The 22,526-nt window shown below is 42.4% G+C and carries 19 protein-coding genes; 1 reads left to right on the top strand and 18 read right to left on the bottom strand.

The annotated features are described in order from the left end of the window. Positions 1 to 55: 55 nt before the first annotated feature. The 11 genes from DQM55_RS01655 to DQM55_RS01615 all read right to left on the bottom strand — a co-directional run bounded on the left by DQM55_RS01655 (position 56) and on the right by DQM55_RS01615 (position 13,293). Entirely contained in the window at positions 56 to 286 is a 231-nt protein-coding gene (locus DQM55_RS01655) for a GlsB/YeaQ/YmgE family stress response membrane protein (RefSeq protein ID WP_111675276.1), read from the bottom strand. A 94-nt stretch (positions 287 to 380) separates the two neighbouring features. Further along, positions 381 to 1,622 carry an aminopeptidase gene (locus tag DQM55_RS01650; RefSeq protein WP_111675275.1) on the bottom strand — a complete coding sequence of 414 codons (1,242 nt, stop codon included), beginning with the start codon at positions 1,620 to 1,622 and terminating at the stop codon, positions 381 to 383. 21 nt (positions 1,623 to 1,643) lie between these two features. After that, a complete protein-coding gene (locus DQM55_RS11720) occupies positions 1,644 to 1,796 on the bottom strand; it encodes a hypothetical protein (RefSeq protein ID WP_172454700.1) in 153 nt (50 codons plus the stop codon). Between the two features lie 87 nt (positions 1,797 to 1,883). Further along, entirely contained in the window at positions 1,884 to 2,162 is a 279-nt protein-coding gene (locus DQM55_RS01645) for a type II toxin-antitoxin system YafQ family toxin (RefSeq protein WP_101771932.1), read from the bottom strand. Then, complete coding sequence (locus DQM55_RS01640) at positions 2,155 to 2,418, bottom strand: type II toxin-antitoxin system RelB/DinJ family antitoxin (protein WP_111675274.1); 264 nt, start codon at positions 2,416 to 2,418, stop codon at positions 2,155 to 2,157. The genes DQM55_RS01645 and DQM55_RS01640 overlap by 8 nt, the downstream gene beginning before the upstream one ends. Positions 2,419 to 2,517: 99 nt before the next feature. Then, positions 2,518 to 4,380 (bottom strand): DUF262 domain-containing protein, encoded by a 1,863-nt coding sequence (locus DQM55_RS01635; protein ID WP_111675273.1) that lies wholly within the window; start codon positions 4,378 to 4,380, stop codon positions 2,518 to 2,520. Then, positions 4,374 to 5,702, bottom strand: a complete 1,329-nt coding sequence (locus DQM55_RS01630; protein WP_111675272.1) for a DUF262 domain-containing protein — start codon at positions 5,700 to 5,702, stop codon at positions 4,374 to 4,376. The genes DQM55_RS01635 and DQM55_RS01630 overlap by 7 nt, the downstream gene beginning before the upstream one ends. Before the next feature lie 40 nt (positions 5,703 to 5,742). Continuing rightward, positions 5,743 to 5,865, bottom strand: coding sequence for a hypothetical protein (locus DQM55_RS11860; protein ID WP_002893824.1), 123 nt, complete (start codon positions 5,863 to 5,865; stop codon positions 5,743 to 5,745). A gap of 86 nt (positions 5,866 to 5,951) precedes the next feature. After that, positions 5,952 to 6,899: a helix-turn-helix transcriptional regulator gene (locus DQM55_RS01625; RefSeq protein ID WP_111675271.1), complete on the bottom strand. Its 948-nt coding sequence runs from the start codon at positions 6,897 to 6,899 to the stop codon at positions 5,952 to 5,954. A 37-nt stretch (positions 6,900 to 6,936) separates the two neighbouring features. Further along, positions 6,937 to 8,829: an AAA family ATPase gene (locus tag DQM55_RS01620; RefSeq protein WP_111675270.1), complete on the bottom strand. Its 1,893-nt coding sequence runs from the start codon at positions 8,827 to 8,829 to the stop codon at positions 6,937 to 6,939. 75 nt (positions 8,830 to 8,904) lie between these two features. Next, positions 8,905 to 13,293: a PolC-type DNA polymerase III gene (locus DQM55_RS01615; protein WP_111675269.1), complete on the bottom strand. Its 4,389-nt coding sequence runs from the start codon at positions 13,291 to 13,293 to the stop codon at positions 8,905 to 8,907. 166 nt (positions 13,294 to 13,459) lie between these two features. Between DQM55_RS01615 and DQM55_RS01610 the strand changes: the two genes are divergently transcribed. Then, on the top strand, positions 13,460 to 14,002 hold the full coding sequence (locus tag DQM55_RS01610; RefSeq protein WP_111675268.1) for a DUF1307 domain-containing protein: 543 nt from the start codon (positions 13,460 to 13,462) through the stop codon (positions 14,000 to 14,002). Positions 14,003 to 14,057: 55 nt separating this feature from the next. On the opposite strand, the gene DQM55_RS01605 is transcribed toward DQM55_RS01610, so the two are convergent. From DQM55_RS01605 to tkt, 7 genes are all read right to left on the bottom strand, one after another. Continuing rightward, positions 14,058 to 14,438 (bottom strand): PH domain-containing protein, encoded by a 381-nt coding sequence (locus DQM55_RS01605; protein ID WP_111676906.1) that lies wholly within the window; start codon positions 14,436 to 14,438, stop codon positions 14,058 to 14,060. Between the two features lie 90 nt (positions 14,439 to 14,528). Beyond that, entirely contained in the window at positions 14,529 to 16,379 is a 1,851-nt protein-coding gene (locus DQM55_RS01600) for a proline--tRNA ligase (RefSeq protein WP_111675267.1), read from the bottom strand. Between the two features lie 65 nt (positions 16,380 to 16,444). Continuing rightward, positions 16,445 to 17,701, bottom strand: a complete 1,257-nt coding sequence (gene rseP, locus DQM55_RS01595; RefSeq protein WP_111675266.1) for an RIP metalloprotease RseP — start codon at positions 17,699 to 17,701, stop codon at positions 16,445 to 16,447. A gap of 226 nt (positions 17,702 to 17,927) precedes the next feature. Then, positions 17,928 to 18,731 carry a phosphatidate cytidylyltransferase gene (locus DQM55_RS01590; RefSeq protein ID WP_111675265.1) on the bottom strand — a complete coding sequence of 268 codons (804 nt, stop codon included), beginning with the start codon at positions 18,729 to 18,731 and terminating at the stop codon, positions 17,928 to 17,930. Between the two features lie 18 nt (positions 18,732 to 18,749). Then, positions 18,750 to 19,499: an isoprenyl transferase gene (locus tag DQM55_RS01585; protein ID WP_111675264.1), complete on the bottom strand. Its 750-nt coding sequence runs from the start codon at positions 19,497 to 19,499 to the stop codon at positions 18,750 to 18,752. A gap of 229 nt (positions 19,500 to 19,728) precedes the next feature. Further along, positions 19,729 to 20,064, bottom strand: coding sequence for a preprotein translocase subunit YajC (gene yajC / locus DQM55_RS01580; RefSeq protein WP_004193487.1), 336 nt, complete (start codon positions 20,062 to 20,064; stop codon positions 19,729 to 19,731). A gap of 177 nt (positions 20,065 to 20,241) precedes the next feature. Beyond that, positions 20,242 to 22,218, bottom strand: a complete 1,977-nt coding sequence (gene tkt / locus DQM55_RS01575; RefSeq protein WP_111675263.1) for a transketolase — start codon at positions 22,216 to 22,218, stop codon at positions 20,242 to 20,244. Between the last annotated feature and the right edge of the window lie 308 nt (positions 22,219 to 22,526).

Raw genomic sequence — 22,526 nt, 5'->3', positions numbered from 1 at the left:
TGCATATCATTATCGAAAATACCTAGATAGAAACTATCTAGGTATTTTTTCTATTCTAACTATCCCGTCTCCAGAAAATAGCCAAGAGGATAACCGCTCCTAGCACTGATGGAACAATAGCTGTATCAGCAAGCATTGGTCCCCAGTTGCCAAAAAGAAACTGACCGACCAAGGAACCAAACCAACCCAAGAGGATCTTTCCGATACAGCCCATGCGCTCCCCGCGGCTGGTAATAGCCCCGGCGATAAGGCCGATGATAAAACCGACAAACATACTACCAATCATATATTCCCCTTCTTTCTATATTTCTAGCAAGGCTTCTCAAGAAGCAAGTGGAAGCTGTCATTATGGAATGCGCCATTTAAGGCAGCTTGAAATCTTAGAGTGCCCAGTCTCCATTGCGGAAGATTGGCACACGGCTGCCGTCTTCTCGAATACCGTCAATATCCATCTGATTTGAGCCAATCATAAAGTCCACATGGACATCCGAGCGGTTGAGACCCGCTGCTTCTAGCTCTTCTTCAGAGAAATTCTCTCCGCCGACCACACTGGTCGCATAAGCTGCACCAATAGCCAAGTGGTTAGAGGCATTTTCATCAAAGAGAGTATTGAAGAAAGTAATGCCTGACTGAGAAATCGGACTTGGATCTGGTACCAAGGCACACTCACCTAAAGCACGCGCACCAGCATTTTCAAAGACAAGATCCTTCATAACTTGATCGCCCTTTTCAGCAGTAATGTCCACAATCTGGCCATCCTTGAAGGTCACCTTGATGCCTTCGATGATGTTGCCATTGTAGCTGAGAGGCTTGGTGCTAGTCACATAACCTTCAGCTCGGCGGAAGTCCGGTGCTGTAAAGACCTCTTCTGTCGGCATGTTGGCAATGAAATACTCGCCCTGAGCATTTAGACTGCCAGCTGACTCCCAGTGATGGTTCTTGGGCAAGCCCAATGTCAAGTCAGTTCCAGGAGCTGTGTAGTGCAGAGCTGTGAATTGCTCCTCGTTTAAAACCTTAGCTTTTGAGCTGAGTTTTTCTTCATGCGCCTGCCAAGCGGCTACTGGATCATTCTCATAGACACGGCAGGTTTTGAAAATCTGATCCCAAAGCAAGTCTACCGCTTCCTCATCACTGGCTGCGTTTGGAAAGACCTTCTTAGCCCAGTCTGTACCGGCTGCTGCAGCGACTGTCCAGCTGACTTTATTGGATTGGGTTGCAATCCGCATCGGCTTCATGGCTATCCCCATAGCCTTAGCAGAAGCCGATAATTTCTCGGCATCCACGCCATTTAAAGCTCCTGGGTCAGATGAACGAACGCCCAAGCGGCTGGCTTTCTTTTCGAGGAGATAGTTCATCTCAGCCACCTTATAGTCTGGAACATTGTCCAAGCGCTCCATCGGTGCATGGAGGAATTTCTCCCGCGTAGTCAAATCATCCGCCCACTGGACGATGACCTCGTGAGCACCCAGAGCATAGGCTTCCTTGACAATCAAGTGAGCCAGCTCACGCTGCTCCACATCAATATTGAGCGCCACCGTGTGACCCGGCTGCACATTGATACCATTGGCAACCAATAGTTTAGCGTATTTTTCTAAGTTTTCTTTAAAATTTGGCAGAACCATGCTGCTTCTCCTTTTCTTTTGTTAATTCTCTTTAAACAGGGACAGTAGGCTAACCTCTGCTACCGTACCGCAAATCAAAGCGGTCATTTTCAAAATCGTATCTGAATCAAGATCCAACTGGTAATCAAACACCTTTTGCACTGGCTTATCTTCGGCATTTATTCTAAGTTTCATGAGAGAGTCCTTTCTAAATCATAATTCTAAGGTATGAACTCTTACTTGTACTAGCGTCTTCAGAATCCTCAATTATCTTTTAATAGATTAAAATAAATCACTATGACTGCCTGTCCTAAGCAAGTTTAAAATCAATTCTTCCTTATCCACTTTATAAACCAAGAGCCAATCTGGCTGGATATGGCATTCTCGCACTCCTTTAAAGTGCTTGGATGCTGTCAGTTGATGATCTCGATATTTGGCAGGAAGTTCCTTTTCCTGAATCAAAAACTCTAAGACTTCTTCTAACAATTCTGCCTTAAGTCCACGCTTCATAGCCAACTTAAAATCTTTTTTAAACTGTTTATGATAACGAATCTTAAGCACGTAAATTCTCCATCAAGTCTGAGACACTCACAAAAGACTGACTCATATTCCTATTTTGATCTAAATCCCCCAATACTTCCATCAGCTTCCGACTTTCATCCAGTCTGACATCAAAGGGTAGCCCTTGGTACTGAATAGCCTGACGAAGAAAAATATTGATAGCCGTTGTCATATCCATGCCCAAGCTGTTGAAAACCTGTTGAGCCTGCTCCTTGACCTCGCTGTCCAAGCGGATACTCATACTAGTCTTTGACATACTCTCACCTTCTTTCTATAGACTATTTTAACAAAAAAGAAAGCCAATGTAAATCTATTAGATATACATTAGCCTCTTAAATTATCTAGATCTGACAACTTACTTTTTATTTTCTATAAATTTGCTTACCATAGGCATAATCTCATTTTCCAACCCTAGAACCTGATCTGATTTCCATTCAGTCTTTTCCGTTATGGCAGCCATTATTTGTAGTTTTAAGCTCTGACGCTTGAAGATATCTTCTCTCTTCCATTGTGTTAGTTTAGACTCTGGATAGGAATTACCAAACTTAGAATTCTGACTATCTGTAATGATACAAAGATTGCCAAAGGAATGCAAAAATTCAGCAGGTAATTGGCTTTCTCCATCATGCCCATTTGGATTCTGAGGGAACCAATGCTCTATGGAACGACGATATGCAAATTTGAAATTATCAAATTTAATATCCTTGTACTCTTTCTCTAATTCGGCACGATTTTTCCATAAAACATAATCCACAAAGTTAAATGCATAAACAGGAATATCCCCGTATTTCTTTATACTTCCATCCTCAGCAAACAATCTTTCTTCAGCATATCTCACTGCCATTTTTTCAAGAAAATCTTTAAACTGAGCACCAAATTCTTGATCATTTAACTCTTCAATATGGTTAAAGAGGAATTGCAAAATCTCATATAACCAACGACTATCACGATTAGCAGTAAAGGTCACAGCAAACATAGATTGGAGGAGAATGATGTTTTTGTTTAAATTGTCAAAAGTATTTTTTTGAAAATTAATTCGAACATATTTCCATCCACCATTTTCATTTCGTTGATATGTCTCATACTGACCACATTTGATTTGCCATTCGGTTTCATTTTCTAATTGGGCATTTTTTACGATAAGCGTATCAAATATATGCTTTATAGTCAGAAGTAGTTGTCCAAATTGTTGGACCCATTCTCTATCTCGTCGTTCAATTTCAAAAATTTTCAATAATTTTTTATCATCAAATGTAGTTTCATTACTTCCTTCCATGATGAAAAACACTTGAAACAAAAACGTTGGAAAATCAATTACAGTAGTATAGTTTGAAATATCTGACTCTTTACTTACTGCTCTCCCCCTCTCAGATTTGTCCTCAGAAATAGCCTCTAGTAAACTTTTTGTCTCTACCTTATCAACTCCTATCTTATCAAATACTTCTTGCAATTTGAAATTAGCATATTCTCTCCCAAAAATTTTCTCCCCCTCTTCATCAGGATTATTTGGTCTACTTCGAATTTGAAAAGCTTTTAATACCGGCTTATCAAATTCTGAGCAGGCATCCCAAATTCTTGCGAATTTTTGCGCCATTTCTTGATCTTCACCAAACTTATCCATCATTTGCGCCTTAAGAATTTCATGGGCCTCTAGTTGTTCTCCTCGAGAGTTGAAACGTTCGAAATAGAGATTCAAATCTAAATCATTAGGAAGAAGACTGCGAAAAATAATGACTTTATCAAAAAGATAATTAAAGAAAGATTGAGATTCAAATTGCCGCTCCTCTAGTACTTTTTTCAATGCGTCATAAGCATGTCTGTAACCTCTAGTCAGCTCATTTTCATCATTCTCAGAAATTTTTTGCTTGGTGAATAACTTTTGAATATTCTCATTTGACTTCTTCCTAGCTGGGAAAGTAAGATTGACAGCATTCAATCGATTAAAACCAAACTCATGTTTCAAAGCTAAGGCAATCAAATTAAGGGCTGTTGTCCGCTGTTGCCCATCTATGATTTTGAAAATACCATTCTCTTCATTAACGACTAATGTTCCAATATAGTAGTTTTCTCTTTTTTCTTGAAAAGCATCTGCTACATCGTTCAATAATTGCTCTATTTCATCATAAGTCCAGGCGAAATTTCTCTGATAAAGAGGAATAGCATAGCTATCTTCATTTAACAAACGATTAACTGATAAGCTTATATGTGTTTCTACCATTTCTCTTTTTCCTCCTCTATAATCTGCTCCACAGTATAATTTTCAAATAATTCTCGATCTATCTTGACCATGAAATCATTTGGAGTTACAGCATGGGCTAAAAGTTGGAATAGTTTTTGAACCTCTTTTTGTCTAAACCTTCCACCAGCAGCATATTTTCCTACCGTTGCATCATATATAGCTCGAGATTTAACACGGGGGTAATAAGACCAAATAAACAAAGTCTCTACTATTTCCTTTGATAGCTCTTCTTTTCCAAATCTCTCTGCAAAAAGCAAACAAATATTTAGGAACATATTGTGGCACTTGAGATAGCGTCCCTTTGAGCTATTGTAAATTTTCAACATACCTTCTGGGTAAGTTAAATTTTCTTCTTCCCTCTCAGGCTCATCAGAACCCCCTAACTTTTCATTTAAAAAAACTTTATAATCTTTAATAGTATGATGGGCAGATTCGATATATTCAAAAAATTTACTTCCATCAATAATAGGCATGGTAATTGACATAGGAAGATTTTCAATGTGGCGATACAATTCCAGATATGGAAAGTTCTGATTTAAATCAACACCTTTAAAATCATCGATAAAATCCTCTGTAAAACGCAGACAAGAACCATAAAGCTTGTTTGTTAGTCCTGTCTCTCCCCGAGACCAACGTCTCATGCGAAAGAGATGTTTGTCAAATAAGTCTTTGAGGCTTAAATCTTTATCCTCCACAAACTGTTCCCACTTTTCAACAATCTTTTCATCTTCTGAATCTTGCTTACGAAGATGATAAGCTTTGAGTAAATCGTGAGGTTCTAGAGATTTTCCACGATTATTTTGTGAATCAAACAGCTGAAAGGCCTCTGATAATCGTTCCTGTGGCATAGTAATCACCGAGACAGAACAATTTTCAAGTAGAAAACTACACACCTGTTCAGCTTCTTTCTCGCCTACAAGTTGGATTAAATTCTTCCATTCATTAAAATTTTCGTAAGCATTATAGCAAGATAGTTCTCCAAAGTCAGCTTCAAGTAAATTTCTTGCTCCTTTAAATTCTTTATCTCTACCTAAAGCATAAAGAAATAGCGAAATGGAAAGCAATCGTTGCTGGCCATCTACAATATCTAGGCATCCATCATTCTCATGCAAGATAACAGAGCCAACTTGATATTCCTTTTTTCCCATAGCATCTCGTAAATCATAAAAAAGATTTCGGACATGCTTTCTGTTCCATTTATAAGGTCTTTGATAACTTGGTATTGTTAGCCTATCCCATTTCAATATTTCTGATATTTTTTTACTTTCAAACCCTATTTCTTTTTCATTGACATCCATCATTATCTCCTAAAAATCTTATCAGCATAGAATCTTTGGTCCATTAATGCTTTGGAATAATAGTAGCATTAGGAATTGCTTTTGCAACGTTTTCTGCTGCTATTTTATCAAAAAATGGTCCTGCGATTTGATTACCAAACCTATCAACTACAATCCATTCAATCATTTTTGTCTCCTTTATTTCTTAATATATAAATTCTACACCTTTCGGTGGACATTTTATGTCCACTCAAGTTCAAATATCAAAAATATTTATTGATAGTAGCCTAAAATTTCTTTCATCGTCTTCCGAATATCATCAACTAAAGACTGTGGCGACAAAATTCTCACTGCTTCTCCTTGACTGAGTAGCCAACGTTTAAGACCAGGTGTATATTGACTTTCAAATTTAAACCGTGTCCATCCTTCGTCGGCAGATAAACACTGTGCATTAGGAAATTGGTCTAAGACAATAGTCGGATCATAACAGAATTCCAATTCAACTGTTATCTTTCTTCCTAAAAAAGCGTCTACTCGCTGATTACGAATATCTCCATCCCTGAATTTTCTGCCATAGGAGATGTTGGGTTTAGATTCCTTTGTGGACTTCCAAGTCTGGATTCTGTCCAAACGCAAGGTCATATAATGCTCATTCTTAAGATTGTAAGCAACAATATAAAAATAATGAATATCATAATACAGAGAAACTGGAAAAATTAAATGTTCTTTTTTATCTTGATAGGGACTCTTGTAGACAATTTCTAGCACCTTCTCCTTGCGAATCATTTCTGACCATTCCCAAATCTTTTGAATACGATTTTGCTCGTCTGTAATCGGAGCATAGTTCAGTCTTTCGCTGTTGATAATCATTTCTATTTCTTTTTGTTCCTCTTTTGAAACAAGCCCCAACAAACTTTTTAACAAGTCCTCATTTTCTACTTTATTTAAAGCTCTATTTTCTAATAAAATCTTAGAAATTATTAAAATATCTTTTTTATTAAAAAGTGATTTTCCTTTTAAATATCTTGTATGATATTTTGAATCGTATGCCAACTCAGCTGCAATCATGGGCTGAGTCATTAAAAAATCACCTAATAAAGAGAAATCTCTCTGAATCGTTTTTGCACTAACCTCAAACTCATCACTTAATTGATTTTTTGATAGATGAGCTCCTGATTGCAAACGTAACAAAATGGATAAAATACGTTCTTGATCGTTCATAAAACCTCCTCTTTCCCTATATTATAACATGAATATTCTATATATCTGTCCTGAATCCTATTATTTTTAAGTTATTTTCTTTTTTCTCTAAATCGTGTATTGCTTTTTCAAAATCTATGTAAGACAAATAGCTCAACTCTGCATCAGTTAGATCTGATACTATCTCTTCTTTCATCAGTCGCTCCGCCTGAATATATAAAACTAACTCAAATAGTTTTCTGACATAACGAGCATTACCAAAACTTTCTGAGCAAAGACATTTTTCAAAATGAGTCAGGAGGATAGTTTTGCATTTCTTATCAATTAGATAACCTTGTTGAGCAGCCACTAGAATCAGTATGTCATACAGCTCATACTTGCTATAATTTTCAAAATGAATTTTTCTACTAATTCTAGAAGCTAAACCTGGATTGATGTTTAAAAATTCCTCCATCATTTCTGTATAACCAGCGAAAATCACAATGACATCATTTCTATTATTTTCCATTTCCTGAATAATTGTAGGAATAGCTTCATTAGCAAAATCACGCTCACCTTGTGGAATTAGACTATAGGCCTCATCAATAAACAAAATACCGCCTTTTGCATTATCAAATAATCTTTTAACCTTTGGAGCTGTTTGGCCAACATATTCACCAATTAAATCTGAGCGACCTACTTCAATCAAAACGTTTGATTTAATAATACCATGTTCATAAAAAATTTTTGTCAACAATCTAGCAACGATTGTTTTTCCAGTGCCAGATGCTCCAGAAAACATAAAGTGCATAGACGGCCGAACGAGTGAAGATTTTATTTCATGCCTTCTTTGAGATATAGAAAAATAAGCTAAAATTCTATGAATCAGATTTTTAACAGTAGATAAGCCAACCAAACGGTCTAGCTCCTTCAAAGTATTAGAATTTGTGGCTAATGGATTGTTGCAACCTTTCATACAAAACAGATCCGACGGCAAAGAAATACTTTGTTTCCCATTACTCAAATTACTTTCTATTACATTATATTCAATAATCTTTTGAGCAAAATAACAACTATCGTAACTATTTGTAAGACAATTGTGATTTGAAAGTAGTTTTATTAGATCTTCTTCTAAATGATAACCATAATCCCCTAAGCGAAACTTTATAATATTAACAAGTTCGTTATATGAGTAGGGAGGAAAATTTAATTCATAAACGACATGAAATATAGGAAGAAATTCTCTAGATATTTCATAAGCTATACTATCTGACTCTGCCAAAAAAATATATACTCTTCCTCCCCCTGTTTCTAAAATATTATTTTTAAATTCCTCTTTTTTTCTAGGATGCATAGTTGAATAGTCCTTTATTATCACTAAACGCTGTTCTGAATCAAATTTAGTTGAAAATCCATCTTTCAAAATAGTCTTAGACTTGACATTTAACAATTTCATCAAATATTTTATAGCAAATTTTTTACCAGTTCCTAAAGAACCTTTGAAAATTAAAAACTGATTTTCAACAAGCACTTTTTCTTTTTGATTATTTAAAAACTTTTTTAGTTTTAAAACATACTCTTGAAATTCATTCAAACCTATAATATTTAAGCCATCCCATTCTAAATCAGTAATAGCAAAGCCATCAGAATTTGAAAACTCTCTTTCATCTGAATGAAGAAAAAGCTGACCTATTTGAGCTGAATACTTGTTCCCCACCTCCTTTAAATATTCGCTTTTACTAATAGATTTAACTTTAAAATCAGTGTATTCCTCATCATTAACCCCCAAAGTTTTTAGCTTATCAAACAAATCCTCTTTGGTATGTTCTGTTACTCCAACAACGTAAAGACATGTTTGACTTTTGAAACAATAAAACAATTGATTTTCTTGTATAAAATTCTCATCTACTTCTTTAATATTTTTATTCATTTTGCTAAATTCTATTTGATAAAAAAACATTTCTTCCCCCATCTACTATTTACTAAAATAAATATAGCAAAAAAGATGGACAAAATTCGTCCATCTTTTAACTTTTTTTGAATTATTTTAGAAAAACTCATCAAACAAACTCAACTGGTTATCCTCAGGCATATTGCCTAAGATTCCCATGTCGTCCATTTTTTCGACTAGGGTGCTTGAGAGGCCGCCCCGTTTGCGGAGCTCTGTCTTGGAAAGGAATTCGCCTTCTTCCCGCGCCCTGACCACTTGGCGGGCAACATTGTCACCCAGACCGTCCATAGCAGAGAATGGTGGGATAAGGGTATCCCCTTCGATGAGAAACTCAGTCGCGTGGCTCTTGTAGAGATCCAGCTTCCCGAATTTGAAGCCCCGCTCCAGCATTTCATTGACGATTTCCAGAGTTGTATAAAGGTCAATTTCTACATTGGAGGCTTCGTTGTTCTTACGTTTCTCAGCGATTTCGTTCATCCGACGCTTGACGGCATCAAGTCCACCACTCATGGTCTTGATGTCAAAGGCCTTAGCCCGGATGGAGAAATAAGCACAGTAGTAATAAATCGGATGATGCACCTTGAAATAGGCCACCCGCAGGGCCATCATAACATAGGCTGCCGCATGGGCCTTGGGGAACATGTACTTGATCTTTCCACAGGACTCAATGTACCACTCTGGCACATTGTTTTCCTTCATGGCTGCGATGTAGCCGTTACGCTCTTCTTCAGAAATCTTCAGCCAAAGGCCCTTCCGCACGCGCTCCATAATCGTAAAGGCCATCTTCGGATCCAACCCCTTGTGCATGAGGTAAACCATGATGTCGTCCCGACAACCGATAACGGTGGACAGGTCCGCAATCCCTTGCTTAATCAAGTCTTGAGCATTGCCTAGCCAAACATCCGTACCATGAGAGAGACCAGATAGCTGTAAGAGCTCCGCAAAGGTCGTCGGATGGGTCTCATCAACCATGCCCCGTACAAAATTGGTTCCAAACTCCGGAATTCCCAGCATACCAGTCGGCGTGCCGATTTGCTCCTGAGTCACACCCAGAATATCTGTCCCAGAAAAGAGGGCCATGACGCCGGCATCATCCATAGGAATGTCATTTGGATCAATGCCAGACAAGTCCTGAAGCTTCCGAATCATAGTCGGATCATCGTGTCCCAGAACGTCTAGCTTGAGTACATTTTCATCGATATCGTGGAAGTTAAAGTGGGTGGTCTGCCACTCGGCCGTCACATCGTCAGCTGGATATTGGACCGGTGTAAAGTCATAAACATCCATGTAGTTAGGGATAACAACGATTCCGCCCGGGTGTTGTCCAGTTGTCCGCTTGACTCCGGCCGCTCCCTGCGCCAGACGCTCAACTTCGGCGTCTCGGTAGAACTTCCCGTAGTCGCGCTCGTAACCCTTGACAAATCCATAGGCAGTCTTAGCAGCCACCGTACCAACCGTTCCTGCACGAAAGGCATATTCCTCACCAAAGATATCCCGTACGTCCAAGTGGGCGCTAGGCTGATCTTCTCCCGAGAAGTTCAAATCAATATCGGGTACCTTGTCCCCGTCAAATCCAAGGAAGGTCTCAAATGGAATATCCTGACCGTTCTTGCTCAGCTTGTGGCCGCACTCTGGACAGTCCTTATCCGGCATATCAAAGCCTGAACCATAGGAGCCATCTGTGATAAACTCGCTGTATTGGCATTTTCCACAGACATAGTGGGGCGACAGAGGATTAACCTCGGTAATCCCAATCATGGTCGCGACAAAGCTGGATCCGACAGACCCCCGCGAACCTACCAGATAGCCCCGCTCGTTGGAGCGTTGTACCAGCATCTGCGAAGCCAGGTAAATTACGGCAAAGCCATTCCCCAAGATGGAGGTCAGCTCTTTTTCAATTCGCAAGTCCACGATATCCGGTAGCGGATTGCCATAAATCTCAAAAGCCTTTTGATAGGTCAGCTCGGCAACCGTCTCCTCAGCCTTGTCAATGAAAGGCGTATAGAGATCGCCTTTGACTACCTCGACCGGCTCAAAGGTCTCCGCCAGCTGATTCGGATTGGTGATGACCAGCTTCTTAGCCAAGTCCTCGCCTAGAAAGGCAAATTCGTCCAGCATCTCATTGGTGGTCCGGAAGTGAGCCTTAGGAAGCGGTGCCGGCCGAGCATTTTCACCGTGACCAATAGTCCGGTTAATCATGGCTCCCTGACCCAGACTCCGGACGATAATTTCACGATAGATTTCTTCTTCCGGCTCGATATAGTGGACGTTCCCCGTCGCAAGAACAGGCTTGCCCAAACGATCTCCGACCTCAATCAGATTGCGAATAATGGTCTGCAGTTCTTCCTGGTCCTTGATCTGCTCCTTGGCAATCAGTGGCTCATAGATAGCCGGCGGCATAACCTCGATAAAGTCATAATACTTGGCTACTTCGACAGCCGCATCCACCCCCTGAGAGACAACGGCGTCATAGACTTCGCCTTCTGAGCAGGCTGAGCCTAAAATCAAACCTTCACGATGGGCATCCAGCACGGTCCGTGGAATCCGTGGGACACCTTCGAAATACTTGGTATTGGACAGACTGACTAACTTGAAAATATTCTTGAGCCCCGTTTGATTTTTCACATAAATAGTCGCATGCTTGACCCGAGCCTTCTTGTAAGAATTCTCATCGACCAGATCCGTATTCAAATCCTTGAGATTTGTCACACCATGCTTTTCAGCCACATCCTTGATAAAGATAAAGAGGAGACGACCCGTCGCTTCCGCGTCATAGTTGGCCATGTGGTGGTGCTCCAGAGCAATCTGGAAACGCTTGGTCAAAGGCCCCAGACCATGGCGCTTGTACTCCGGATAGAGGTTGCGGGCAAATTCCAGCGTGTCAATAACTGGCTGAGTGATTTTCGGCAAGCCATGCCGCTCATAGTTGACATTCATAAAACCCACGTCAAAGGTGGCATTATGGGCAACGAGGACACTGTCCTGGCAAAATTCCTGAAACTCTTTCAGAACTTGCTCTAGCGGTTTGGCATTGCGGACATGCTCATCTGTAATCCCGGTCAAGTCCGTCGTAAAGGCCGACAGAGGATGCCCAGGATTGATAAACTCATCAAACTCAGCGACGATATTACCCTTGTGCATCTTGCTGGCAGCGACCTGAATCAAGTCATTGTAAACCGCTGAAAGCCCTGTTGTTTCCACGTCAAAGACCACATAGGTCGCATCGCTCAGCTCCATGTCCACTTCATTGTAGACGATGGGCACCCGGTCTTCGACAATATTAGCCTCCATACCGTAAATCAGCTGAATACCAGCTTTCTTAGCAGCTTTGTAGCCATGGGGAAAGCTCTGCACATTGCCATGGTCGGTAATGGCGACAGCCTTGTGGCCCCACTTGGCGGCCGTTGCCACGATTTCCTCCACCTCAGGCAAGGCATCCATAGTAGACATATTGGTATGGGCGTGAAACTCAACCCGCTTCTGGCCCTCAGGCATCAAATCCTTGCGCTCATAGTGGGTAACTTCCTGCACATCCTGTACATTCATGGTCAGGTCACGAGTGAAGTTGTTCATCTCGACATTTCCGCGCACGCGCAGCCAGGCACCTTTCTTAATCATGTCAAACTTCTTGGCTTCTTCTTCGTTTTTCATCCATTTCTGCAAGGAAAAGCTGGAAGTGTAATCTGTCATTTTGAAATTGAGCAGGACTCGACCGGTCCGAGTAACTTTCTGCTCCAGATCAAAGACCATTCCCTCGAAGACCAGACGGTTTTCCTCAGTCTGAACTTCAATCATAGGGGTAATCTCTGCCTTGTCCAGCTTTGGTTTAGCCGCAGCCTTGCGAGCTTGGAAGTCATAGGCTGGCTTTTCCTCCGGCGGCGGTGCCATCTGCTGGAGGGATTCCATGGCTTTGAGCGCTTCTTCATTGGCCGCCTGGACAATCTTGTCATTCTCCGCTTGGAAATTCTCCGCTTGCTGCTGGGTCAGCTCATCGCTGTGCTGAACCAGACAGGTCAGCTGAGGAAAGCCGTACTTGACCAGCTGCTGGCTGAGATTGGGCAGGTGATTCTTGCGAAAATGCTCCGTATCAATGGTCGAAGCCCCCTCAATCAGCAGCTTGTCCCCATCCAAATGAACCCGCAAATCCTGATACAGGCTTTTAAAGCCATGACTGGCACATGGACCTTCCTCAAAGGCCAGCTGGTAATAAGCCTGCAAGAGCTCATCCGATACCTGAGGAGCCTGACAGTGAATTTCAAAAACAGCCTGATTACCCGTCTTAGAAAACTCTTGAGCTAAGCGCTTCTGCAATTCCCGAAAAATCTCAATGGGCAGAATATTCGCAAAAGAAAAATGAAACTCCCAGACCCGACTGACCTTGTGGACCAGAACCTTCTCAATTTCAGCATTCAAAAAGGCCTCTGAATTTCTCATTTCCAGTGGCATATCTAGCTGATTCATTAAAATTTCAAACTTGTTTGACATGACATTTCCTCGTACAGTAGTGACCCTATTTTACCATAAATCAGCACTTTTTTCGACAGAAAAAGAGTAGGGCAAAGCGCGACTCCTACACAATTGTCAATGCATTCTTCTTGACACTAAGTTATGATATAATAGAACAGAACATTTATCAAAAGGAGTCTTAATTGTGAAGAAAATTCTATTAGCCAGCGCTTGTCTGCTGACCCTGACTGCCTGCAGTATGCCTAATCAGCATAAGCAAGAAAACAAACCCAAGCAAAATCAGAATCAAAGCAAAACCAAAGAAGAAAAGACAAAGACGAAAACTTTTTCTAATAAAATCGATGAGTATTATACTAATTCAGTTAAACTTTTCTATACTAAAGACAAGATCCTATCTTTCCAGCTTATTTCCAGCCAGGCCATCCCTGAAGAAAATCAAAAAATGAGCGTCGAAGAACTAACAAAAATCTATAGAGAAGATCTTAAGAAAAGTCCCATGATTGAAGATCAAGAAAAGCTAAAAGGGCTTGAAATTCACGTTGAGATTTCCGAAGACAAGAAAAAAGCTATAGCCATTTTTGACTTTGACCTCAGCAAAATAGATCAAGAACAACTGATTCAGTCAGCAGGTGACTCTGAAAGCAGTCAAACTTTCTTCAAAAAACTCCAAGATAAACCAGATGTTGTCTTTGATTTTTTGAAGGGGCAAGGACTTAAAGAAGAATAAAAAAGCCTTCTGAGTGATTTAACTTTACAGTTAATGCTCAGAAGGCTTTTTTTGTCTATCTTAACACTGCTTCTGCCAAGGCTTTTTGGATGGCGATGACGCTGCGATCGCTGGTAAATTGCAGGACTTCTGCTGGCTCTTGAGCGCTGGAAACCCAGATTTTCAGCTCAGCATCTAAGTCAAAATGGCCGGCTGTTTCCACTGAGAAGCGACTGATAGAGCGATATGGAAAGGACTTATAAGAAGTCTTTTTGCCAGTCATTCCCTGCTTGTCGACCAAGATTAAACGCTTATCTGTAAAGACAATCAAGTCGCGAATGAGGCTAAAAGCCAGTTCCACATTCTCTTTTGTTGTCAGAATATCCTCTAATTGTCTTTCTGTTTTTTCAATATCTTTCTGAGAGGCATTGCCTAATAAACCGCTGAATAATCCCATCATTCGGTCCTCCAATCTATTTTTTCCTACTATAGCATTTTCACCTCCAATAAGCAAAAGAAAACTGCCAGATAAAACTGGCAGTTGCTTTTATTTTGTCAAAATAGACAAGGTTTCTAGCAAATTATCAGCGTGGACTTCAATGGTATCGCCAGTAGCTTTAATCTTGACTTCGACAATGCCTTCTGCAGCTTTCTTACCAACTGTCACACGGATTGGAAGGCCAATCAAATCGCTGTCGCTGAACTTAACACCAGCGCGCTCATTGCGATCATCCACCAAGACCTCATAACCGGCACTCAGCAAGTTAGCCTCGATTTGGTCAGTTAGAGTCAGGGCTTCCTCGTCCTTGACATTGACCGGAATCAGGTGCACATCAAATGGTGCCAGCTCTTTCGGGAAGTTAATGCCCCAAGCATAGCGGAATTCTCCCTTAGGAGTTTTATTAACAAAGAGACGAGCGTGCTGCTCCATAACAGCGGACAGGAGACGGCTGACACCGATACCGTAGCAACCCATAATCAGCGGTACTGCTCGGCCATTTTCGTCCAAGACATTAGCGTTCATGCTGTCAGAGTAGCGAGTTCCCAGCTTGAAGATGTGTCCAATCTCAATCCCTCGAGCAAACTTGAGGATGCCTTGACCGTCTGGCGAAATCTCACCTTCACGAACTTCACGGATATCCACATACTCAGCGGTAAAGTCACGGCCTGGATTGACACCGGTCAAGTGGTAACCATCTTCGTTAGCGCCAACCACAGCGTTAGCCAGGTCTTGCACCTTACGATCAGCGATGATTCTCACGCCTTCTGGCAGATTGACTGGCCCTAGTGAGCCAAAACCTGCTCCCAAGAGCTGACGGACTTCATCCTCACTCGCCACATCAAAGAAATCCGCCGCTAAATGATTTTTCAGCTTGACTTCATTAAGCTGGTCATTGCCGACCAAAAGTGCTACGACAGGAGCTTCGTCAGCCATGTAAACCAAGGTCTTGATTGTCTGGCTTTCATCCAGCCCAAGGAAAGCAGCAACTTCGTCAATGGTCTTGCAGTCAGGCGTTGAGACACGGGCTACTTCTTCATCAGTCACGACACGTCCTGCCGGCTTGTATTCATCCGTCGCCATTTCAAGGTTGGCAGCATAGCTGGACTCACTGGAATAAGCAATGGTATCCTCACCAGATACCATCCAGCTGGTCAATTCTGTCCGAATAGCTTCCTGAACATCCTCAGGAATTTCATCAAAGCTAGCTACAGACTTGTCCAAAACCACCCAACGGTTCACATCCGTCCGGTCTGGCGTAATGGCCATGAATTCTTGGCTGTCCTTACCCCCCATGGCGCCGCCATCACCGATAATGGCTTTGAAATCCAGCTCGCTGCGGGTAAAGATTTTCTCATAGGCAGACTTGTATTCATCATAGGCCACATCCAAGCTGTCATAGTTAGCGTGAAAACTGTAGGCATCTTTCATGATAAACTCACGCGTCCGCAAGAGCCCGTTACGAGGACGCTTTTCATCACGGTATTTAGGCTGAATCTGATAGAGATTGAGTGGCAGCTGTTTATAGGATTTAACCGAATCACGAACGATAGCTGTAAAGGTTTCCTCATGGGTTGGCCCTAAGATAAAGTCTGATTTCTCACGATTTTTCAGCTTATAGAGGTCTTCACCATAGGTCTCATAACGGCCAGACTCGCGCCAAAGGTCTGCACTGAGCAGGGCTGGCGCCAGCATCTCCACTGCACCAATCTTGTCAAACTCTTCCCGCATGATTCTTTTTGCTTTTTCAATCACGCGATTGGCCAGCGGCAGATAAGAATAGACCCCAGCTGAAACCTGACGGACATAGCCAGCCCGCAGCATCAGAGCGTGACTGATAACTTGAGCATCGCTAGGCATCTCACGCAGGGTTGGAATTAACATTTTACTTTGTTTCATAAAAACAAAACTCCTTGACTTTCATTGAATAATTTCTTTTTCATGGCTCTATGAGCTTCGGACTCTTAGAAGAATAATTTCATAATATCGTTCCAGGTAACGGCAATCATCAGGACGACCATAATAGCCACTCCAGACAGAGTGATATAGGTCTCCGTTTCTCTTCTCAGCGGTTTTCTGCGGATAGCCTCCAGAATATTGAGGACGATTTTTCCGCCGTCCAAGGCTGGAATAGGAATCAGGTTGAAAATACCGATATTGAGCGACAGCATGGCCAAAAGGCTGAGGACTGCTGGCAAGCCTTGCTCTGCTGCCTGGCTGCTGAAATTGTAAATAGCGACCGGACCGCCCAGCTTATTGATATTGAAGTTGAAGATGATATCTTTCAGAGCTGACAAAATGCGAACCGTGGTAGACCAAGCTGCAGTAAAGCCGCCAATGACCTTGTCCCAGAAGCCTGTCTTGACCGTTGGGGATACCCCTAGCAGATAACGATTGCCGTCTTTTTTTGGCTGTACGGTAATCTCTTTCGTTTCGCTGCCGCGCTTGTAGGTAACTGACAAGGTCGGCGCTTCCTTGCTCTTGCCTGTGATTTTCGCCAGAGCACTGGTTAGATCCGCCCAGTTGCTAATCTTATAGTCATTAATCTTAAGGATTTGGTCGTTATTTTGAACCCCAGCAGCTGCTATAGCACTGCCATCCATAACTTGGAAATGATTGCTGTTTTCATCGCGAACGCCGCCCTGAACAAAGGCCAGCAGCATAAATACCAACACGCTCAGGATGAAGTTATTCATAGGCCCAGCAAAGTTGGTGATGAGGCGACCCCAGATACTAGCATTCTGATACTGAACATCCAGCGGTGCAATCCGCACCTCAGTGCCGTCTTCTTCAACAATCGTTGCATCATGATCTACTGCATAAGTCTTGAGCTCGTCAAGGACCAGACCTGTGATTTCTAGCTTTTCCTCAAAGTCAAAGCCAGTCACATTCATGGGCAGAGCTGTCTGGTCAACCTTTTTGCCAGAGAGATTGATGCGAACCACCTTGCCCTCTGCATCCAAGGTCAGACTAGCCGGTGTCCCCACCTTAATGTCAGTGGAGTCTTCCCCCCAGCCGGCCATACGCACATAGCCCCCCAAGGGTAAAATCCGAATCGTATAGGCCGTCCCGTCCTTACCAATATGGGAGAAAATCTTAGGTCCCATACCGATAGCGAACTCTCTGACCAAAATACCGGACTTCTTTGCAAAGTAGAAGTGTCCGAACTCATGGACCACCACAATGATCCCAAAAATAATAATAAAGGTTATAAACTGCATGGACTTCTATATTTTACCTTTCCTAGAAATCTTATTTTTTCTTTAAATCAAAGAAGGAGCAGAAAACGGCCAAATACCGAGCTTCCCGCCCCTGCATAGCTGACACTCTTGAAAATAGGTTAGAAGCTCAATTCAAAATTTTGAGCTCTAATTCCTAGTTTCTTCTCAGATTGTGCGGTCTTTGGACAAACGTACCGTCCCTTGCTTTCAGCCATGCACGACTGTCTTAGAACAAGCCGAAGAAATGCATCAGCGGAAAGACGAAGAGAAGGCTGTCAAAACGATCCAAGACACCGCCGTGGCCAGGAATGAATTTACCAGAATCCTTGACCCCGAAATGACGCTTGACTGAGCTTTCGACCAAATCACCCAGCTGGCCTGCAATACTAAAGAGCACTGCCAGAATTAAAAAGACAAAGGCATTGTAAGGTGCGTACACTTGCGGTCGAACCAACATAAAGATTCCAGTCACTAGAACGGCTGATAGAATACCGCCCAGGCTTCCTTCAATAGTCTTATTAGGAGAAACTCTCGGCGCCAGCTTTCTTTTACCAAAACGCACCCCAACCAGATAAGCTCCACTGTCAGTAGCCCAGACGATAAAGAGAGCTAGCAGGACCTTGTCAATATTCATCAAGCGGGCATCAATCAAAGCGTTAAAGCCAAGACCGACATAAAAACTAGCTGCAATCGGATAGGCAGCATCTTCAAAGGTGTAATTGGAACCTAGGACAGTCGAAATCAGCAGAAGGAAGACGACCAAGCCATAGGCCACGACATTGCCATCCACAGGCAGAAACTTCAGATAGTTCTCCAGGGGCAGGGTTAGGACAAAGGCTGCCAGCATGGCTAAGACGCCTTCGATGGTCGCTGTCGGAAGACCTTTCATTTGGAGAAATTCATGCACTGCTAGCATGGCTAGCAGCCCCACAAAAATCTGAAAGATGACGCCTCCTGTCAATACCAGAGGAATAAAAATAGCAAGAGCGATTCCTCCAAAGATTAGACGTTTTTGTAAATTTTTACTCATACTCTTTTGCTTTCTCCCTTAAACACCGCCAAAGCGTCGATTCCGACGTCTGTATTCTGCAATTGCAGCCTTCAAAGCCTTCTCATCAAAGTCAGGCCAGAGAATATCCGTAAAATACAGCTCACTGTAGGCTGACTGCCAAGGCAGAAAATTGCTGAGACGCAGCTCTCCACTGGTCCGAATCACCAGATCTGGATCGCGCAGCATCTTGGGCAAATTGCTGGTATAGAGGTAGTTGCCAATGACTTCCTCAGTAATGTCACCGGGACTGAGTTTAGCATCCAGAACATCCTGAGCAATCAGTTTAACCGCCTGATTGATCTCATATCGGCCACCGTAGTTTAGGGCAAAATTGAGAATCAAACCTGTATTGAGCTTGGTCAGGCTTTCAGCCTTTTCCAAAGCTTCAAATGTCGCCTTAGGAAGCTTAGCCGTATCACCAATCATCTGGATTTTTACATTGTTCTTGTGCAGCTCCGGCACATAGCGGTCGTAAAATTCAACCGGCAGATTCATGATAAAGGAAACTTCCTTTTCCGGCCGAGACCAATTTTCCGTTGAAAAGGCATAGACAGTCAAGACCTGAACACCCATTTCCTTGGCAGCAATCGTCACCTTTTGCAGTGTTTCCATGCCAGCCTTATGACCGAACACGCGCGGCTGCATCCTTTTTTTGGCCCAGCGGCCGTTGCCGTCCATAATGACAGCAATGTGTTTGGGAACATTCAGCGGCGCGTTCAGCTTTTCTTTTTTCTTAAAACTAAACATACTTTTTATCCTATTTAAAGTTTTGTCAGTTCATTATATCATAAATCCTTGGAATGTGGGCAATTCATCCGCTTTTTCAAACCCGAGGATATAAAATAAGGACAAAATGTCAACCAGAGAATCCAAACTCACCCAGCCTGTCCAAACTGCGAGGCGAATAAGCTTGAAACCAGACACCTTCTAAACGTATGAGTCAAAACAAAAAACAGCCCGCAAGCTGTTTATTTCTTTACTCTTCAATCGCTGATTCTTCCTCGGGAAGGTCAACGCTTCCTTCACCGCCAGCAGCAGCAGGAATGCCCTCAGCCAATGGCAGTACAGTTTTAATAGCTGTCAGTTCAAAGGTCAGGTAAACACCGTCCACATCCAGAACAACTGTTTTCTTATCTGTGTCCACTTCATCTATCGTTCCATACAAACCGCCGATGGTAATAACTTCATAACCCTTTTGCAGCTTGTTAAGACTTTCCATACGCTGCTGAGCCTGTTTCTTTTGAGCACGCATTTGGAAATAGGTCATCCCTACCAGTACAACCGCAAATACAATAAGCATAATTGGATTCATATCTTTTCTCCTTCGAATGTCATATATGAACTACTATAGCAGATTTCCCTTATTTTTACAAGATGATTCTGACTTTTCAGGCAAAGTCCGTCTCAAGTCGGATGAAGCATGACTGGCCTAACCACATTTTTTAAAAAGCAAAAATCAGGATGACTAACACCCTGATTTTATGTCTTTTTATTTAAGATTTTTAACAACTTCTGCTACATGTTCAACTGTAAAGCCGTATTCTTCCAGCACCTTGCCTGCTGGAGCAGATGCACCGAACTGGTCGATTCCGATAACTGCACCGTCCAGACCGACATACTTATACCAAGGCTGGCTAGCTGCCATCTCGATCGCTACACGGCGACGAACTGCATTTGGCAGAATTTCTTCTTTGTAGGCTGCATCTTGAGCATCAAAAAGCTCTGTTGATGGCACGCTGACCACACGAATTTTAGCGCCTTCTTCTGCAAGTGCTTTAGCAGTTGCAACAGCTAAATTAACCTCAGAACCAGAAGCCAGCAAGATCGTGTCAAAATCTGCTCCTGTTTCGTAAACGACATAAGCTCCTTTAGCTACCTTGTCAAAGTTTGTGCCTTCTTCGACTGTCAGATTTTGACGGGTCAAGACCAGAGCAGTCGGAGTGGATTGACTCTTAAGGGCCAGATACCAAGCTGCCTGAGTTTCACGCGCATCTGCTGGGCGGAAAACAGTCAGGTTTGGAATAGCACGCAGACCAGCCAAATGCTCAATCGGCTCGTGAGTCGGTCCATCTTCACCAACTGCAATAGAGTCATGCGTGAAAACATAAGTCACTGGTAAGCCTTGAAGGGCAGACAAACGGACAGCTGCCTTGACATAGTCTGAGAAGACGAAGAAGGTACCACCGTAAACGCGAAGTCCACCATGAAGCGCCATACCGTTGAGAATTGTTCCCATAGCAAACTCGCGCACACCAAATTGGATATTGCGGTTGAGACGGTGGGCATCATCTTGAAGGCCATCCTCCTTGATATAGGTCATATTAGAATGAGCCAAGTCAGCAGAACCGCCAAGGAAAGTTGGAAGCACCTTAGCTGCTGCATTGAGGGCATCCTGACTGGAATTACGAGTCGCTTGAGAGAAGCCATTTTCAAGTACTGGGAAGTCTTCTGGTTTGATTTCGACTGGATCCTGACCAGCGATGATAGCTGTTACTTCTGCTGCCAATTCTGGATGGGCTTGCTTGTAGTCCTCTACTAGCTGTTTCCAAGCATCGTAAGCCGCTGCACCACGCTCTGCCACATTTTGACGGTAGTCAGCATAGACTTCCTCAGGAATCTCAAATGGCGCATAGTCCCAGCCCAAGGCTTTACGAGTAGCTTCCGCTTCTTCTGTTCCCAGAGGCGCACCGTGCACTGCATTCGTTCCTTGCTTGTTTGGAGAACCGTAACCGATAACAGTCTTAACTTCAATCAAAGATGGTTTGCCGGAAGCTTTAGCTTCATTGATGGCTGCATCAATCGCTGCAAGGTCTGTTCCGTCTTCTACTAAGGCAGTATGCCATCCATAGGCTTCATAGCGAGCGCGAACATCTTCTGTAAAGGAATCCTTAGTCTCTCCATCTAGGTTGATATCATTTGAATCATAGAGAACAACCAGCTTGTCCAGCTTTTGCAGGCCAGCATAAGAAGCAGCTTCAGCTGAAACACCCTCCATCAAATCACCGTCACCACAGATGACATAAGTGTAATGGTCGAAAATTGGATAGCCTTCACGATTATACTTGGCAGCCAAGAAACGCTCTGCCTGAGCAAATCCAGTAGCTGTAGAAATACCCTGTCCCAGTGGGCCAGTAGTAGCATCAACACCAGCTGTGTGGCCAAACTCTGGGTGACCTGGTGTCTTAGAACCCCATTGGCGGAAGTTTTTGATTTCATCCATGCTGACATCTTTAAAGCCAGACAGATGAAGCAAGGCATAAAGCAACATAGAGCCATGTCCTGCAGATAGGACGAAGCGATCGCGGTTAATCCAGTTTGGCTCTTCTGGATTGATACGAAGTTGTTTAGTAAACAAGTCATAGGCCATCGGTGCAGCACCCATGACTACGCCAGGGTGACCTGACTTAGACTTTTCAATCGCGTCAATCCCTAAAAAGCGAATGGCATTAACTGATAATTGTGACATTGGATTCTCCTTATTTTTACTAAAATCTGTCCTGACATCAGAACAGGATAAACAATAGTCGTAGAAACGATAAAAATTGTCTCATATCTATTATAAGAAAATTATCCCTATATCGCAAGATAGGGATAATCTCATCTTTTTTATAGATTTATTATAAATTTTGAAAGCGGCAACAAAAGGACCAAGAATTACACAGGTGACTGTTCACTCTTGGACTGTCAAAAAAATCTGCCCATAAGGACAGAAAAAAGTAAGAAAGTGAGCATTGCTGCTCTTAAGTTCAATTGAGCTTCAAACTTGTTCCATTA

Origin of the sequence: Streptococcus sanguinis, assembly GCF_900475275.1 — a bacterium.
Taxonomy (GTDB): Bacteria; Bacillota; Bacilli; order Lactobacillales; family Streptococcaceae; genus Streptococcus; species Streptococcus sanguinis_N.
Note: the sequence above shows the minus strand (reverse complement) of the source record. Positions and strands in the feature narration are given on the sequence as shown.

Excerpts from the sequence above, each read along its gene's own strand:
- DQM55_RS01655 (WP_111675276.1), bottom strand. The coding sequence starts at position 286 with ATGATTGGTAGTATGTTTGTCGGTTTTATCATCGGCCTTATCGCCGGG.
- DQM55_RS01650 (WP_111675275.1), bottom strand. The coding sequence starts at position 1,622 with ATGGTTCTGCCAAATTTTAAAGAAAACTTAGAAAAATACGCTAAACTA.
- DQM55_RS11720 (WP_172454700.1), bottom strand. The coding sequence starts at position 1,796 with ATGAAACTTAGAATAAATGCCGAAGATAAGCCAGTGCAAAAGGTGTTT.
- DQM55_RS01640 (WP_111675274.1), bottom strand. The coding sequence starts at position 2,418 with ATGTCAAAGACTAGTATGAGTATCCGCTTGGACAGCGAGGTCAAGGAG.
- DQM55_RS01635 (WP_111675273.1), bottom strand. The coding sequence starts at position 4,380 with ATGGTAGAAACACATATAAGCTTATCAGTTAATCGTTTGTTAAATGAA.
- DQM55_RS01630 (WP_111675272.1), bottom strand. The coding sequence starts at position 5,702 with ATGATGGATGTCAATGAAAAAGAAATAGGGTTTGAAAGTAAAAAAATA.
- DQM55_RS11860 (WP_002893824.1), bottom strand. The coding sequence starts at position 5,865 with ATGATTGAATGGATTGTAGTTGATAGGTTTGGTAATCAAATCGCAGGA.
- DQM55_RS01625 (WP_111675271.1), bottom strand. The coding sequence starts at position 6,899 with ATGAACGATCAAGAACGTATTTTATCCATTTTGTTACGTTTGCAATCA.
- DQM55_RS01620 (WP_111675270.1), bottom strand. The coding sequence starts at position 8,829 with ATGGGGGAAGAAATGTTTTTTTATCAAATAGAATTTAGCAAAATGAAT.
- DQM55_RS01615 (WP_111675269.1), bottom strand. The coding sequence starts at position 13,293 with ATGTCAAACAAGTTTGAAATTTTAATGAATCAGCTAGATATGCCACTG.
- DQM55_RS01605 (WP_111676906.1), bottom strand. The coding sequence starts at position 14,438 with ATGGGATTATTCAGCGGTTTATTAGGCAATGCCTCTCAGAAAGATATT.
- DQM55_RS01600 (WP_111675267.1), bottom strand. The coding sequence starts at position 16,379 with ATGAAACAAAGTAAAATGTTAATTCCAACCCTGCGTGAGATGCCTAGC.
- rseP (WP_111675266.1), bottom strand. The coding sequence starts at position 17,701 with ATGCAGTTTATAACCTTTATTATTATTTTTGGGATCATTGTGGTGGTC.
- DQM55_RS01590 (WP_111675265.1), bottom strand. The coding sequence starts at position 18,731 with ATGAGTAAAAATTTACAAAAACGTCTAATCTTTGGAGGAATCGCTCTT.
- DQM55_RS01585 (WP_111675264.1), bottom strand. The coding sequence starts at position 19,499 with ATGTTTAGTTTTAAGAAAAAAGAAAAGCTGAACGCGCCGCTGAATGTT.
- yajC (WP_004193487.1), bottom strand. The coding sequence starts at position 20,064 with ATGAATCCAATTATGCTTATTGTATTTGCGGTTGTACTGGTAGGGATG.
- tkt (WP_111675263.1), bottom strand. The coding sequence starts at position 22,218 with ATGTCACAATTATCAGTTAATGCCATTCGCTTTTTAGGGATTGACGCG.